We start from the raw sequence: 13,367 nt of genomic DNA on the forward strand, positions 1-13,367 counted from the left end.
AAGAAGAAAAATAATTAATTTTATCTTTCCAAATTCTTGACTCATCTATTGAAGATGGGTTTTTTTGATTCCAAAAATCGCTGATATACTATGTATATCAGGTCTTGACATTCTGTCAAGACCAATACTAAGGAGCGATGATGGAAGAAAATAAAAACTTATTTAAGAGAAAAATTTTTCCACTTTTAATAATCACTTGTGCGATTACATTGACCTATTTTCCTTATTTTAAGAATACATTTGGTATTGATACGAGTACGATGATAAAAAGTCAAGGACAGATGTTAAGTGGCTATTTGTCGCAAGGACGTTTTGGAATGGTCTGGATTTTTGAACTTTTGATTCATCGTTATAATAATCAAATTGTTCCGTTTATTGTTATCCCACTTCTTGTTGGTGCTGGGATTTATCTTTATTTCACTTTAAAGAAGTATGATAAAGAGTCATCGGATTTTGCGGCTAGTTTATTTGCGATTGTTTTTATCTGCAATCCAGTGGTTTATGCCCAACTTTATTTTAAAATGCAAGCAATTCAGATTGTAATAGGGGTATTTTGTGTACTTTTGGGAATAAATTTGAGCTTATCAAGACTTAGAACTTCAGTTAAAATTATTGGTTCTGGCTTATTATTTGCTTTTTCATTTTTGATTTATCAAGTTTTTGTCTTCTTTATTTTTTCAATGATTTTATTTTGTTTTTACGTTTTTAGAGATAAACGTCAGCAAATTTTGCAAGTCATGGTGCCTAGTTGGCTTGTTGCAAGTCTTATATATTTCCTAAGTTATTTTCTAGCTTCATTTATGATTCACTATTCTTCTTATGGAAATGAAACTTATATGATGTGGAATAAATTACCTGAACTGGGAAATTTGCAAAAGATAGGCGCTTTATTTATTGCACTATTTGCCTTAGCCTATCTGTTTTTATTGATAATTACTATAAGAAGATTTAGAGCAAAAAAAGAAATCGATGTCTTATTATTGATACTGTTGATTGGGTCAATAATGACATTTAACATGGCTTTTGGTAATTTACGGCCTGCTCCTCGTGTTTATTTTGGAACATTTTCGACGGTCTTTTCTGGAATATTATACTTGGGAATTAGAAAAGGAAATGGTCTGAAATATCTTTTTTTGCTGATTATTTTATTTTCTATGTTTTTTACTTTTAGCCTTTCTCATAAGGCTAACTTATCTTATGAAAATGACCAGATTTTGACGGAAAACGTTATGAAATATGCTCGAGAGCATAATATATTGGAAAATGGAACTAATCTTGTCTTTATTGGAAATTTACAAACAGGAAATCAGGGAATGCTTAATAAATTTCAAGATATTTTTATTACAGGTGCTACGAGGGTATCATTTTTCCAATTTGACCCACCTTTGACGTCTTTAAGACCTTATGATTTTATGGAAATTAAAGGCTATCATTTCAAAATTCCTACCCCAAAATTGAGAGCAAATCTTAGTCTGAAATATGAACATTTGCCAAATTATCCGAGCAAAAAATCAATGTTTTGGGATAAAGGAGAAAATGCGCTTCTTGTGAAGCTTTCTAATTGAGCTTTTCTTGACAAAATAAGGATTTTTGGTATAATAGAAAAGTTGAATATAGCAGTCAGCTAGAAAGCTCGTCAACATTTTGCTGTTATGTCAAGGAAGATAAGTCATTATGTTCCTTGTGTCAAGTAACTGAAGCTATAAGCGAAGGCAAAATGAACGAATTCGAGGCTGTCAATATTCTTCAAATAAAATATTTGGAGGACATAAATTATGTCACGTTATACTGGTCCATCATGGAAACAATCACGCCGTTACGGAATCTCACTTACTGGTTCTGGTAAAGAAATCGCACGTCGTAACTACGTACCTGGACAACACGGTCCAAACAACCGTTCAAAACTTTCTGAATACGGTCTTCAATTGGCTGAAAAACAAAAACTCCGTTTTACTTACGGCCTTTCTGAACGTCAATTCCGTAACTTGTACGTTGCTGCAACTAAAGTTAAAGAAGGAACTGTTGGTTACAACTTCATGACTTTGCTTGAACAACGTCTTGATAACGTTGTTTACCGTCTTGGTCTTGCGACTACTCGTCGTCAAGCACGTCAATTCGTAAACCACGGTCACATCCTTGTTGATGGAAAACGCGTTGATATCCCATCATTCCGCGTACAACCTGGTCAAGTGATTTCAGTTCGCGAAAAATCTATGAAAGTTCCTGCAATCCTTGAAGCTGTTGAAGCTACTAAAGGTCGCGCTAACTTCGTATCATTTGATGCTGACAAACTTGAAGGAACTCTTGTTCGTCTTCCTGAACGTGATGAAATCAACCCAGAAATCAACGATGCTCTTATCGTCGAATTCTACAACAAAATGATGTAATTTCTTATAAGCATTTTGAAATCGCTCCTATTTGGGAGCGATTTTTTCATCATTTTTTTGGTAAAATAGAGATAAGCGTTGTGATTAAGAATTGCTGACAAAAAAACTAGTTAAGGATTATTTCTAAGTGGAAAATGTTAAAAAAATTGCTGAATTATTGAATATCAAAAATTCACAAGTTGAAAAAGTATTAGAATTGACGGCTGAGGGGAACACGGTTCCTTTTATTGCTCGTTATCGTAAGGAAGCAACAGGTTCACTTGACGAAGTTGAAATCAAAAAAATTATTGATGAAGATAATTTGCTGACCAAACTTTCAGAACGTAAAACGGCTGTTTTGTCAAAAATTGAGGAGCTTGGCAAGTTAACTGATTCGCTTAAAACACAAATTTTGGCTGCTGAAAAACTGACAGAAGTTGAAGATTTATATTTGCCTTACAAAGAAAAACGACGGACCAAAGCAACGATTGCTAAGGAAAATGGTCTTTTTCCATTGGCACAATTAATTGTAAAAAATTCAGCGAATCTTGAAGAAGAAGCTGAAAAATTTGTCAATGAGAATTTTACAAGTCCTCAAAAAGCTTTGGAAGGTGCCGTGGATATCTTGTCAGAAGCGATTTCTGAAGATGCTCGTTTGCGCTCTTGGTTGACTGGTGAAATTAAAAACAATAGTCTACTGACAAGTAGTTTGAAAAAAGATGCTGCTGATGAAAAACAAGTTTTTCAAATGTATTATGAATTTTCAGAAAAAGTTTCAGAATTACCAAATTATCGTGTATTGGCTTTAAACCGTGGTGAAAAATTGGGGATTCTGTCAGTAAAATTTGAAAATAACGAAGACAAAATTTTACGTTATTTTGCCGCCCGTTTTGCTGCTCAAAATAATCCAATGATGCAAGTGGCCATTAAAGATGCCGTCAAGAAAAAATTGATTCCTGCGATGGAACGAAGTATTCGAGGCGAGCTGACAGAAAAAGCTGAAGCATCTGCTATTGAAGTTTTTGGCGAAAATTTGAAAAATCTTTTATTGGTTGCACCGCTTAAAGGCCGTGTAGTCATGGGATTTGACCCTGCTTACCGTACTGGAGCAAAGCTTGCTATTGTTGATGAAACAGGTAAATTATTGATGACAACCGTCATTTATCCTGTCAAACCAGCAAATGCTGGGCAAATTGCTCAGGCGAAAAAAGATTTAGCAAAATTCATTCGAGAATATGGTGTGAATATGATTGCGATTGGGAATGGAACTGCCAGTCGCGAATCTGAAAGTTTTGTTGCAGAAGTTCTCAAAGAAAATAATTTTTCTGATGTTTATTATGTGATTGTCAGTGAATCTGGAGCCTCTGTTTATTCAGCGAGCGAGTTGGCACGTGAAGAATTTCCAGAATTGACTGTTGAAAAACGTTCAGCGATTTCAATTGCACGTCGGTTGCAAGATCCCTTAGCTGAACTTGTAAAAATTGAACCAAAAGCCATCGGTGTGGGTCAATATCAACATGATGTTTCTGAGAAAAAATTGACAGAAAATCTTGATTTTGTTGTTGAAACAGTCGTTAATCAGGTCGGTGTAAATGTCAATACAGCTAGTCCTAGCCTGCTTTCACACGTTGCGGGCCTTAATAAAAGTTTGGCCCAAAATGTGGTCAAATATCGTGAAGAAAATGGGGCGCTTAAGACAAGAAACGAACTTAAAAAAGTCCCGCGTTTGGGAGCTAAGGCATTTGAACAAGCGGCAGGTTTCCTAAGAATTCCAGAAGGAAAAAATTTCCTTGATAATACAGGGGTTCACCCAGAATCTTATAAAGTGACTGAGCAACTTTTGGCTGAAATTGCTGCTGGACCTGCTGTCAGTAATGAAGAATTACTGACCAAACTTTCGTCAGTAAATATTCCTGAAATGGCTGAAAAACTTGGTCTTGGTCAGGAAACATTGACCGATATTATTAATGATTTGCAAAAACCTGGTCGTGATTTGCGTGATAGCTTTGATGCACCGATTCTTCGTCAAGATGTCTTGTCTGCTGGAGATTTACAAATTGGTCAGCAACTTGAAGGCGTGGTTCGTAATGTTGTTGATTTTGGTGCCTTTATTGATATCGGAATTAAAAATGACGGCTTGGCACACGTTTCTGATTTGAGCAAATCATTTGTCAAAAATCCAAGTGATGTGGTCGCTGTTGGACAAATTGTAACGGTTTGGGTCAAATCTCTTGATTTACAAAGAGGAAAAATTAATTTGACCCTAGTGAATCCTCGCGAAAAAGATTAATTCTGTCAGAAAATTTTTCTGATTTCAGTTCCGTTAGATGAAACTCTAATCCAAATTTACTGATAGAGAGAATTGATAAGAAGCGAAAAAAATACTGACAACCTTCTTAGATTGTTTTGCCAAGGAGAAGATGTGCTTACAAATCAAGAATTGACGAAAAAGGTAAGAGAAATTTCTTTAAACTATTTTAAGCGTCCATTTGAACATGAAGCAAAGTGGAATCAGCGTTTACGAACTACTGGTGGTCGCTTTTTTCCAAAAGATTTACATCTTGATTTTAACCCTAAAATGGCCGAACTGGAGGATTTTGAAGGAGTAGTTCTACATGAATTAACTCATTACCACCTCTATCGCACAAAAAGGGGTTATAAGCATCAAGATGCTGACTTTAAAAGATTACTTGCGCAAGTTGGTGGCCTTCGTTATGCACCAGCAGTAGAGGAAAGAAAAGTAAAATATGATTATGTCTGTCAAAATTGCGGACAAAACTATCCCAGACAAAGAAAAATTGATACAAAAAAGTATCGTTGTGGAAAATGTCGTGGTCAGTTGAAAATAAAAACAAGCAGAATTTAACAATTCTGTTTGTTTTTTATTAATTATTAAGAGATTTATCCACATTTTCTTCACTTTTTCCCCAAATGCTGTGAATAAGTACCGTGAAATTGGGGATAAATTCCCAAAAAAGGGTTAATTGAGCCAAAGAAATCTTATCCACAACTTGTATTGAAAAGAATAGAGATGAGGATTGATTTTTTTGACAAAAAAGCGTAGAATAGTAAAAATACATTTTTGAAAGAAATATTCGAGCTTTTGGGCTCGAAATCTTTTATATCATGCTCTAAAAATTGGACGAAAAAGAAAAGGGAGATACTCGTGCTTAAATCAGAAATTATTGCTCAAATGCCAAAAGTTGAACTTCACTGCCATTTAGATGGCTCGCTAAGCTTGTCTTGTATCAAAGAACTCGCTAAAAATGCCGGCGTGAATATAACGATGACCGATGAGGAGATTTTGGAAAAGGCACAAGCCCCAGAAAATACCAAAAATTTACTGGAATATCTAAAACGTTTTGATTTTGTTCTGCCTCTTTTACAAAGCTATACAAATCTTGAATTGGCGGCCTATGATGTTGTTAAACAGGCAGCTGATGATCATATCAAATATATTGAGATTCGCTTTGCTCCAAGTCAACATTTATTAGAAAATCTAAGTCTAGAAGAAGCGGTGGAAGCCGTTATAGCTGGTCTTTCTCGTGCCGAAAATGATTTTGATATAAGAGCTAATGCACTCATTTGTGGATTAAAACAAGAACCAATTCAAAAGTTACAAAAACTTCTGCCTCTTTTTGCTAAAATTCCTGATGAACACCTTGTCGGATTTGATATGGCAGGAGATGAATTGAATTATCCACAAGAAAAATTTGTTGATTTGATTCATGATTTAAAAATTAATGGTGTAAATGTGACACTTCATGCTGGAGAATGTCCAGCATGTGAGCAAAATATTTTAGATTCAATCGCCATGGGGGCAAGTCGGATTGGTCATGGGATTATGACCAAAAATCTATCCAAAGCCGAACAAGAAATGATGATTGAAAAACAAATTGTTTTAGAGATGGCGCCTACGAGTAATTTTCAAACAAAAGCTGTGACGGAGCTTGCACAATATCCTTTTAAGGAACTGTATGATAAAGGGCTTCATGTGACTTTGAACACGGATAATCGGACAGTTTCTGCCACAAGTCTAAATAAAGAATATGAAAAAATATCAGCTTGGTATCCAGATTTTTCTCTAGCTGATTTTGAAAAAATTAATCATTATGCGATTGATGGAGCTTTTATAAGCAAGGAAGAAAAAGAACAACTTCATCAAATCTTTATCAAAGAATACAAAAAAATCTCTGAATAATTCAGAGATTTTTTTTATTTTAAATCGCGATTTTCGATGACATCTGCGTGAAGTTCACGATGCTTAAATTTCCAACCAGATTCTGTTTTTTCAAAGCTATCATCATAACGGAGATAAGCAATCATCAGTGATTTTTCCCCATTTTCTTTTGTGATGACATGATGAGCAATAGTATAAACATAGGCACTTGCTTGCCTTGGCTTTTCACTGTCAAGAGCAATTTCGACTTGTCCAATGAAATGAACAGTTTTTTCGTATTGTTTGAGGGCTTCAAAGGTTGCTAGCATTTTTTCTGACGTATTTATTTCCTCAGCCTTGCCCTTATTCCATGGATAATAAACGCTCATTGAGCCGTCTTTTGTGAAAAGGTCAAACTGAGCTTTTGTTTGCCGAGTGTCTGCATAAGTCGCATAGTTATTGATTAATGTGTGAATTTCTTCTTTGTTGGTCATTTTGATTTTCCTCTAAGATATGAGCTATAGCTCAATTAATCTTTTTCTTTTTGTGCTAATTGCTCATGAAAAATGATTTTGTCTGCTAAAAATACTCTTGTTTTTTCAAGTTCCGCTATTTTATTGTCCAAATCTTGCGCCGTTTTCTTTAAGAGTTGAACGGAAACTTGATGATTCATGTAATTTTTAAAAATTTCGTGAATATCTTCCAAACTGACACCAGCTGTTCGATAATGTAAAACGAGCTCTAGGCGTGTTAGACTTTCCTCGTCAAAGATTCGATTGCCATTTTTATCACGAGGAATACTTAAGAAACCTTTACGCTCGTAAAAACGAATGCTGGAGGAGGAAACTTTAAATTTGCGAGAAACTTCTTGAATCGTTGGCATTTTTAGCTCTTTCATTTTAAGTGAGTTGAAGTTTTTATTATTTCATTACTTCATGTTTAGAGTATATCAGCTTAAACCAGGTTTAAGTCAAGAAAAAAGATTATTTTGAATAAAAAAATACTGACAGACTTCCATTCTAATAAGAATTTGGTTCTGTCAGTAATTTTTTATTTTTCATCAGGTGTCATAATCATTGGAACAACAAGTGGTGAGCGCTCAGTTTGTTTATAAAGGAATGGTGAGAGTGCTTCACGCATCGCACGTGCTACAGACGCTTCATTAGCATTTTCTTCATGCATGGCTTCACGTATAGCATTGAAAAGGACACGTTGGCCACTACGAATCAAATCACCAGACTCACGCATGTAAATGAATCCACGTGAGAGCATATCAGGTCCAGCAAGAACGGTTTTCTTTTCAAAGTCAACGGTTGCCACTGCAAGAACGATTCCGTCTTCTGAAAGTTCATGACGGTCATGGAGAACGGCATTTCCGACATCTCCAATTCCTGAACCGTCGACATAAGTGTCGGCAGCCGGGAAATGGTCAGCATATCTGGCGCTGTCAGCAGTCAGAGCAAGAACATCACCGTTTTCTTGAATGAAACAATTTTCTTTAGGGACACCAGTATCTTGGGCAAGTCCAGCATGGATTTTAAGCATACGATACTCACCGTGGACAGGCATAAAGTATTTTGGTTTGATGAGACGCAACATGAGTTTTTGTTCTTGTTGTCCACCGTGACCAGAGGTGTGAATGTTGTTCATCTTACCATAAATGACTTCAACTCCAGCTTCAGCGATTTTGTTAATCAATTGGTTAACACCATGAGTATTTCCAGGAATCGCATTTGATGAGAAGACAACGGTATCGCCCATTTGTATGGTAATATGACGGTGCATTCCGTTGGCAATTCTTGAAAGTGCAGCCATTGGTTCGCCTTGCGAACCTGTACACATAATCAAAAGTTCATGTGAAGCATATTGATTGACTTCATTTGGTTCGATAAATGTGCCCTTAGGCGCTTTGATATAACCAAGTTCTAAACCGTTAACAATGGCTTTTTCCATTGAACGACCAAAGACAACAATTTTACGCCCAGTCTTAACTGCTCCATCAACGGCTTGTTGCAAACGGAAAATATTTGAGGCAAAAGAAGCGAAAATAATCCGACCTTCAATACGTTCAAAAATTTTCATGATGCTTGCACCAACGACTTTTTCAGAATGTGAAAAAGTTGGAATTTCAGCATTGGTTGAATCAGAAAGAAGGAGTAAGACACCTTCGCTACCAAGTTCAGCCATACGGTGTAGATCAGCAGGTTCACCCACTGGTGTGAAGTCAAACTTGAAGTCACCGGTCGCTACAATTTTACCTTGAGGGGTATTCACAACAATTCCTAAAGGTTCTGGAATTGAGTGAGTGGTACGGAAGAAATCAAGACTCAAGTGATTAAATTTAATGACTGAATCGGCGTGGATTTCGTAGAGTTTAGCATCACGTAAAAGCCCGTGTTCTTCGAGTTTTCCACGGATGAGTGCAAGTGACAATGGCCCAGCATAAATAGGGATATTGGCTTGTTTCAAAAGGAAAGGAATTCCTCCGATATGGTCTTCGTGTCCGTGAGTAATGAAGAGCCCTTTAATCCGGTCGATATTTTCAACAATATAAGTGTAATCAGGGATGACATAGTCAACACCTAATAAATCGTCTTCTGGGAATTTAATTCCGGCGTCGATGATGATGATTTCATCTTTATATTCAACGCCATAAGTGTTTTTACCGATTTCGCCCAGTCCGCCAATGGCGTAAACTGCGACTTCATCAGCTTTTATTTTAAGTTGTTTTGGCATGTTTCTCCTATTCTTTGGATTTTATTAGTTATTTTTACTGACAATTGGTCAGTTAAGTATCAAGAGTTAAAAATTTGGTCACAGGACTGAATACAGACTGCCTTTTTAAATTTAAAGGTACAAGAAAATCACTTTAGATTGCTGTCATTTTTGACAATAATCTAAAGTGTTCTCCTTTGTACTCCTGTTAGTCTTAGAAGCTTGTGATTTCAAATACGCCAGTTTCTTTTTCATATTCAACAGATTCATCTGAGAGTGAGTCAATAAACTCAACATGGTAAGCAGTATTTTTAGCAAGAAGTTCGCGGGCAAGGATAACCCCTTCTTCTTTAGTTGCGACATCAAGGTCGAGATAAAGGGCATCAGTTGTCTCACGGCGAGGTGAGCGAGTGTTATCTTTTTGGTAGAAAACTTTAAAAATCATTCTATAATTTACGACGAGCAAAAGCTCGTTCCTTTCTTAATAGTTCGTGTTTGCTGTTCTTTGCAATTATTATCATTTTAGCATATTTGCAAGGAAATGGAAAGTTGCGCTCATTAATTTCACAAATGAAACGCTTCCTAAAAAATAATGGTGGAACTTGCAAGGCAAGCGTGGTAAAATATAAGGAAGTAGATACTGATAATCGAGATAAAGTAAAAAATTATTTAAAAAGGATGATTTGACAGGAAATTAATCAACAAGATTAGCTTTAAAACTGCCAGTCAGTCCTATCAGTGACTTATAAATCAACAACTTTCAGAAATATTATAGGTAAAAAATGAATATATTAGCATTTGATAGCTCATCAAAGGCTTTGTCAGTCGCATTGCTTACTGACGGATTATTGCTTGGTGAAGTGACACTAAATTTGAAAAAAAATCATAGTACGACATTGATGACGACGATTGATTTTTTGATGGCTCAGGTTGGCATGGAAGCAAAAGACCTTGATCGAATTGCAGTAGCTCAAGGTCCAGGCTCTTACACGGGATTGAGGCTTGCTGCAACTGTAGGAAAAACGCTGGCCTTTAGTTTGAATAAAGAACTTGTTGGCCTATCAAGTTTACTTGCGATTGCCAATCGTGTTCAAGATGATGAAGCCTATGTTTTGCCAATTATTGATGCTAGACGCGGAAATGCTTATGCCGCCCTTTATAAAAATGGTCAGCAAGTTATTGCCGACCAACATTGTAATTTTAGCGAATTTTTGGCTGATTTATCAGAAAAAGTTTCAGATTTTAGCAAAGTAATTTTTACTGGAGAATCTGAAAATTTTGTTGATGCAATTCAAAATGCTGGATTTTCAAAAGAACAAATCATCGCTGACAGCTTGGAAAAACTTCCGTCAGCTTATGAAATTGCAAAAATTGCCGAAAATTTAGTTCCTGAAAATGTGCACGCTTTTGTGCCAAAATACCTCAAAAAAGTTGAGGCTGAAGAGAAATGGTTGGAAAGTCATGAAAAAGCTGAAAACACTCCTGACGACTACGTTCAAAGGGTTTAGTGGAAAAAAATTTAATCCTCGTCGTTATTTAGAAATGGCCGATATTGACCTTGAACACGATCGAGAAGGTGTTCATTATCGGTTGGCAGATAGGGTGGATATTGTGGCTCTACTTGCGATTGAGCGAGATGTTTATAATGGAGATATTCCATGGACTTTCTCGCATTTTGAACATGAAATTGTCAAAAATGATGAAGCTTTTTTCATTGTGGCTGAAATTTCTGGTAGTGTTGTTGGTTTTATTGGCACACGAATTAATCATCATGGTCAAGACGCACATGTCACTAATTTGGCTGTCTTTAAAGCTTTCCAAGGGCAACAGATTGCCTCAACATTGATTGAGCAGTTAATATCTCTAATGGCAGCACTTGGAAAAAATGTGATGACCTTAGAAGTTCGCCGTGATAATACAAAGGCTCAAGGGCTCTATCGCCGCCAAGGCTTTGTTACTGACAAGCTTCTTCCTCAATATTATGAGGATGGTGCCGATGCAATTTGGATGGTCAAAGAATTAAAAAAATGAATTTAAAACGTCTGTCTTACTCTGAAAATAAGTCGAAAGACAAAAATACTTTTCCACCTGTGGAAAAGTTATCAGTCAATATTTATGAACTTTTATCAGTGGCTTATGGACAGTCGCCTTGGTCACAAGTTTATATATCGAGTGATTTAGTAAACGAAAATTCGGAATACTTTTTACTAGAAGAAGATGAGCAATTAATTGGTCTGCTAGCCATTTCAACAATGATGGATGAATTAGAAGTGACCAATATCGCCATTCATCCTGATTTTCAAGGACAAGGTTTAGCAAAACTTTTACTGACAGAATTATCAGGATTTACAGGAACTTTATTTCTTGAAGTTCGTCAGTCAAATTTTGCTGCTCAAAAATGTTATGAAAAATTCGGTTTTGAAATTTATCATACAAGAAAAAATTACTATGACAAACCTCTTGAAGATGCTTTGTTAATGAGAAAAGAGCAATTTTAAAAATGAAAGATAATTATATATTAGCCTTTGAAACTTCATGTGATGAAACTTCAGTGGCGATTTTAAAAAATGGAAGTGAATTATTATGTAATATCATTGCCAGTCAAATCAATAGTCATAAACGTTTTGGTGGGGTTGTGCCAGAAATTGCCAGCCGTCATCATGTAGAACAAATTACCGTTTGTATTGAAGCAGCGCTTGAAGAAGCGGAAATTTCAGCTGACCAACTGACAGCCGTTGCGGTGACAGAAGGTCCAGGACTAAACGGTGCTTTATTAGTTGGAATCATGGCCGCAAAAACTTTTGCTTGGGCCAACCATCTGCCTTTGATTCCTGTCAATCATATGGCAGGGCATTTGATGGCGGCGAGTTTAGTCGATACCATCGAATATCCGGCCATGGCTCTTTTGGTTTCAGGTGGACACTCTGAATTGGTTTACGTTGAAAAAGAAGGAAGCTATAAAAAAGTTGGCGAAACACGGGATGATGCGGCTGGTGAAGCTTATGATAAAGTCGGTCGGGTGATGGGATTAACTTATCCTAGTGGAAAAGTCATTGATGAACTGGCCCATAAAGGTCAGGACACTTACAATTTCCCACGAGCTATGATGAACACACATGAAGTAGAATTTAGCTTTTCCGGATTGAAATCAGCCTTTATCAATCTTGTACATAATGAAAATCAAAAAGGCAATGATGTGATTGCCAATGACTTAGAAAATCTGGCAGCTTCTTTTCAAGCAGCAGTTGTTGATGTACTGATGGCTAAAACTAAATTGGCTATGGAAAAATACCCTGTCAAAACTTTAATTATTGGCGGTGGAGTATCAGCAAACCAAGGCCTACGTGAGCGTCTGTCAGCAGAAATTACTGACGAAAAATTAATCATTCCCCCTTTGCGCCTTTGTGGGGATAATGCCGGTATGATTGCAGCAGCAGCCTACATTGAATGGAAAAAAGGTCTTGAAAATGTTCAAGCAGGATTAGACTTAAATGCTAAACCTAGCCTTGTTTTTGAAGATATGTAATAAGGAGAATTTTAATGATGAAATTAATCGGAAAACTTCAGAATGGTATGACCTTTACTGAAGAATTTGATGGGGTCAACGATTTTTTAGCCCTTCAACAAAGTGACTACAATGCCATTGCAGACGAAATCGAAGTTGTTGAAGTAAAAATTGCTGATGAAGTCCTTGATTTTCAAGGAAATATGGGTCAGCTCTATTATGAATTAATGAAGTAAATAAAAAGTTACTGACAAATTTGTCAGTAACTTTTTTTAGTTAGAGTTGGTTTATCATTAATATTTTAGTCTGTGGAAAACTTTCTTTAAGCTCTTTCAGATGAACTTTGAGCTCTGGATAACAAAGGATATAATCAATTATTTCACCTTTCTTCGTCAGTAATTCGCTCAAATATATTTTTTGAAGTTGAGCTTCATAGCCAACGAGCTCTTTAGCCTTTTTTAGCCATGGTTTTTCCATTTCTTTGTAAGCAAACATTTTTCCGATTGGTAAGCCAGCCTGTGTTTCTAGTGATAAGTCGTTGCCCAAAAGCAGATAAGCAGTAGTCATGTAACCGCCTCCTTTTTAAACATTATAACTCTATAAAAAATAAATTTACAAGAAA

Annotated in this window: 15 protein-coding genes; 10 read left to right on the forward strand and 5 right to left on the reverse strand. The window is 36.2% G+C overall.

The window, feature by feature from the left end; genetic code table 11:
* Positions 1–140 precede the first annotated feature (140 nt).
* The 5 genes from KW2_RS01400 to add all read left to right on the forward strand — a co-directional run bounded on the left by KW2_RS01400 (position 141) and on the right by add (position 6,567).
* The gene (locus KW2_RS01400; protein ID WP_021036665.1) at positions 141–1,565 is read left to right on the forward strand and encodes a glucosyltransferase domain-containing protein; all 1,425 of its coding nucleotides are present in this window, start codon (positions 141–143) and stop codon (positions 1,563–1,565) included.
* Between the two features lie 210 nt (positions 1,566–1,775).
* Positions 1,776–2,387: a 30S ribosomal protein S4 gene (rpsD, locus tag KW2_RS01405; RefSeq protein WP_011675319.1), complete on the forward strand. Its 612-nt coding sequence runs from the start codon at positions 1,776–1,778 to the stop codon at positions 2,385–2,387.
* A gap of 127 nt (positions 2,388–2,514) precedes the next feature.
* Entirely contained in the window at positions 2,515–4,656 is a 2,142-nt protein-coding gene (locus KW2_RS01410) for a Tex family protein (protein WP_021036666.1), read from the forward strand.
* Between the two features lie 132 nt (positions 4,657–4,788).
* Positions 4,789–5,232: a SprT family protein gene (locus KW2_RS01415; protein ID WP_011834367.1), complete on the forward strand. Its 444-nt coding sequence runs from the start codon at positions 4,789–4,791 to the stop codon at positions 5,230–5,232.
* Positions 5,233–5,532: 300 nt separating this feature from the next.
* A complete protein-coding gene (gene add / locus KW2_RS01420) occupies positions 5,533–6,567 on the forward strand; it encodes an adenosine deaminase (RefSeq protein WP_021036667.1) in 1,035 nt (344 codons plus the stop codon).
* Between the two features lie 14 nt (positions 6,568–6,581).
* Here the strand turns inward: add and KW2_RS01425 are convergent, their stop codons facing one another.
* The 4 genes from KW2_RS01425 to KW2_RS01440 form a co-directional block, all read right to left on the reverse strand.
* A complete protein-coding gene (locus KW2_RS01425) occupies positions 6,582–7,019 on the reverse strand; it encodes a nuclear transport factor 2 family protein (RefSeq protein WP_011834369.1) in 438 nt (145 codons plus the stop codon).
* Between the two features lie 35 nt (positions 7,020–7,054).
* Complete coding sequence (locus tag KW2_RS01430) at positions 7,055–7,408, reverse strand: MerR family transcriptional regulator (protein WP_011675341.1); 354 nt, start codon at positions 7,406–7,408, stop codon at positions 7,055–7,057.
* A 167-nt stretch (positions 7,409–7,575) separates the two neighbouring features.
* On the reverse strand, positions 7,576–9,261 hold the full coding sequence (rnjA, locus tag KW2_RS01435) for a ribonuclease J1 (protein WP_021036668.1): 1,686 nt from the start codon (positions 9,259–9,261) through the stop codon (positions 7,576–7,578).
* Positions 9,262–9,454: 193 nt separating this feature from the next.
* Positions 9,455–9,685 (reverse strand): DNA-dependent RNA polymerase subunit epsilon, encoded by a 231-nt coding sequence (locus tag KW2_RS01440; RefSeq protein WP_011675343.1) that lies wholly within the window; start codon positions 9,683–9,685, stop codon positions 9,455–9,457.
* 337 nt (positions 9,686–10,022) lie between these two features.
* Here KW2_RS01440 and tsaB point away from each other — a divergent pair, with 337 nt between their 5' ends.
* From tsaB to KW2_RS01465, 5 genes are read left to right on the forward strand one after another with little or no spacing between them, the layout of a single operon-like run.
* The gene (tsaB, locus tag KW2_RS01445) at positions 10,023–10,748 is read left to right on the forward strand and encodes a tRNA (adenosine(37)-N6)-threonylcarbamoyltransferase complex dimerization subunit type 1 TsaB (RefSeq protein ID WP_021036670.1); all 726 of its coding nucleotides are present in this window, start codon (positions 10,023–10,025) and stop codon (positions 10,746–10,748) included.
* Complete coding sequence (gene rimI / locus KW2_RS01450; protein WP_011675346.1) at positions 10,702–11,271, forward strand: ribosomal protein S18-alanine N-acetyltransferase; 570 nt, start codon at positions 10,702–10,704, stop codon at positions 11,269–11,271. The genes tsaB and rimI (KW2_RS01450) overlap by 47 nt, the downstream gene beginning before the upstream one ends.
* Positions 11,268–11,738, forward strand: a complete 471-nt coding sequence (gene rimI / locus KW2_RS01455) for a ribosomal protein S18-alanine N-acetyltransferase (RefSeq protein WP_011675347.1) — start codon at positions 11,268–11,270, stop codon at positions 11,736–11,738. Before rimI (KW2_RS01450) ends, rimI (KW2_RS01455) begins: the two co-directional genes overlap by 4 nt.
* A gap of 2 nt (positions 11,739–11,740) precedes the next feature.
* Positions 11,741–12,766 (forward strand): tRNA (adenosine(37)-N6)-threonylcarbamoyltransferase complex transferase subunit TsaD, encoded by a 1,026-nt coding sequence (gene tsaD / locus KW2_RS01460; protein WP_011675348.1) that lies wholly within the window; start codon positions 11,741–11,743, stop codon positions 12,764–12,766.
* A 14-nt stretch (positions 12,767–12,780) separates the two neighbouring features.
* A complete protein-coding gene (locus KW2_RS01465) occupies positions 12,781–12,981 on the forward strand; it encodes a DUF4649 family protein (protein WP_011675349.1) in 201 nt (66 codons plus the stop codon).
* Positions 12,982–13,021: 40 nt separating this feature from the next.
* On the opposite strand, the gene KW2_RS01470 is transcribed toward KW2_RS01465, so the two are convergent.
* Positions 13,022–13,312, reverse strand: coding sequence for a hypothetical protein (locus KW2_RS01470; RefSeq protein ID WP_021036671.1), 291 nt, complete (start codon positions 13,310–13,312; stop codon positions 13,022–13,024).
* Between the last annotated feature and the right edge of the window lie 55 nt (positions 13,313–13,367).

Source organism: Lactococcus cremoris subsp. cremoris KW2 (assembly GCF_000468955.1).
Classification (GTDB): Bacteria; Bacillota; Bacilli; order Lactobacillales; family Streptococcaceae; genus Lactococcus; species Lactococcus cremoris.

Coding starts and splice junctions, on each gene's coding strand:
- KW2_RS01400 (WP_021036665.1), top strand. CDS start 141: ATGGAAGAAAATAAAAACTTATTTAAGAGAAAAATTTTTCCACTTTTA.
- rpsD (WP_011675319.1), top strand. CDS start 1,776: ATGTCACGTTATACTGGTCCATCATGGAAACAATCACGCCGTTACGGA.
- KW2_RS01425 (WP_011834369.1), bottom strand. CDS start 7,019: ATGACCAACAAAGAAGAAATTCACACATTAATCAATAACTATGCGACT.
- KW2_RS01430 (WP_011675341.1), bottom strand. CDS start 7,408: ATGCCAACGATTCAAGAAGTTTCTCGCAAATTTAAAGTTTCCTCCTCC.
- rnjA (WP_021036668.1), bottom strand. CDS start 9,261: ATGCCAAAACAACTTAAAATAAAAGCTGATGAAGTCGCAGTTTACGCC.
- KW2_RS01440 (WP_011675343.1), bottom strand. CDS start 9,685: ATGATTTTTAAAGTTTTCTACCAAAAAGATAACACTCGCTCACCTCGC.
- tsaB (WP_021036670.1), top strand. CDS start 10,023: ATGAATATATTAGCATTTGATAGCTCATCAAAGGCTTTGTCAGTCGCA.
- rimI (WP_011675346.1), top strand. CDS start 10,702: ATGAAAAAGCTGAAAACACTCCTGACGACTACGTTCAAAGGGTTTAGT.
- rimI (WP_011675347.1), top strand. CDS start 11,268: ATGAATTTAAAACGTCTGTCTTACTCTGAAAATAAGTCGAAAGACAAA.
- tsaD (WP_011675348.1), top strand. CDS start 11,741: ATGAAAGATAATTATATATTAGCCTTTGAAACTTCATGTGATGAAACT.
- KW2_RS01465 (WP_011675349.1), top strand. CDS start 12,781: ATGATGAAATTAATCGGAAAACTTCAGAATGGTATGACCTTTACTGAA.
- KW2_RS01470 (WP_021036671.1), bottom strand. CDS start 13,312: ATGACTACTGCTTATCTGCTTTTGGGCAACGACTTATCACTAGAAACA.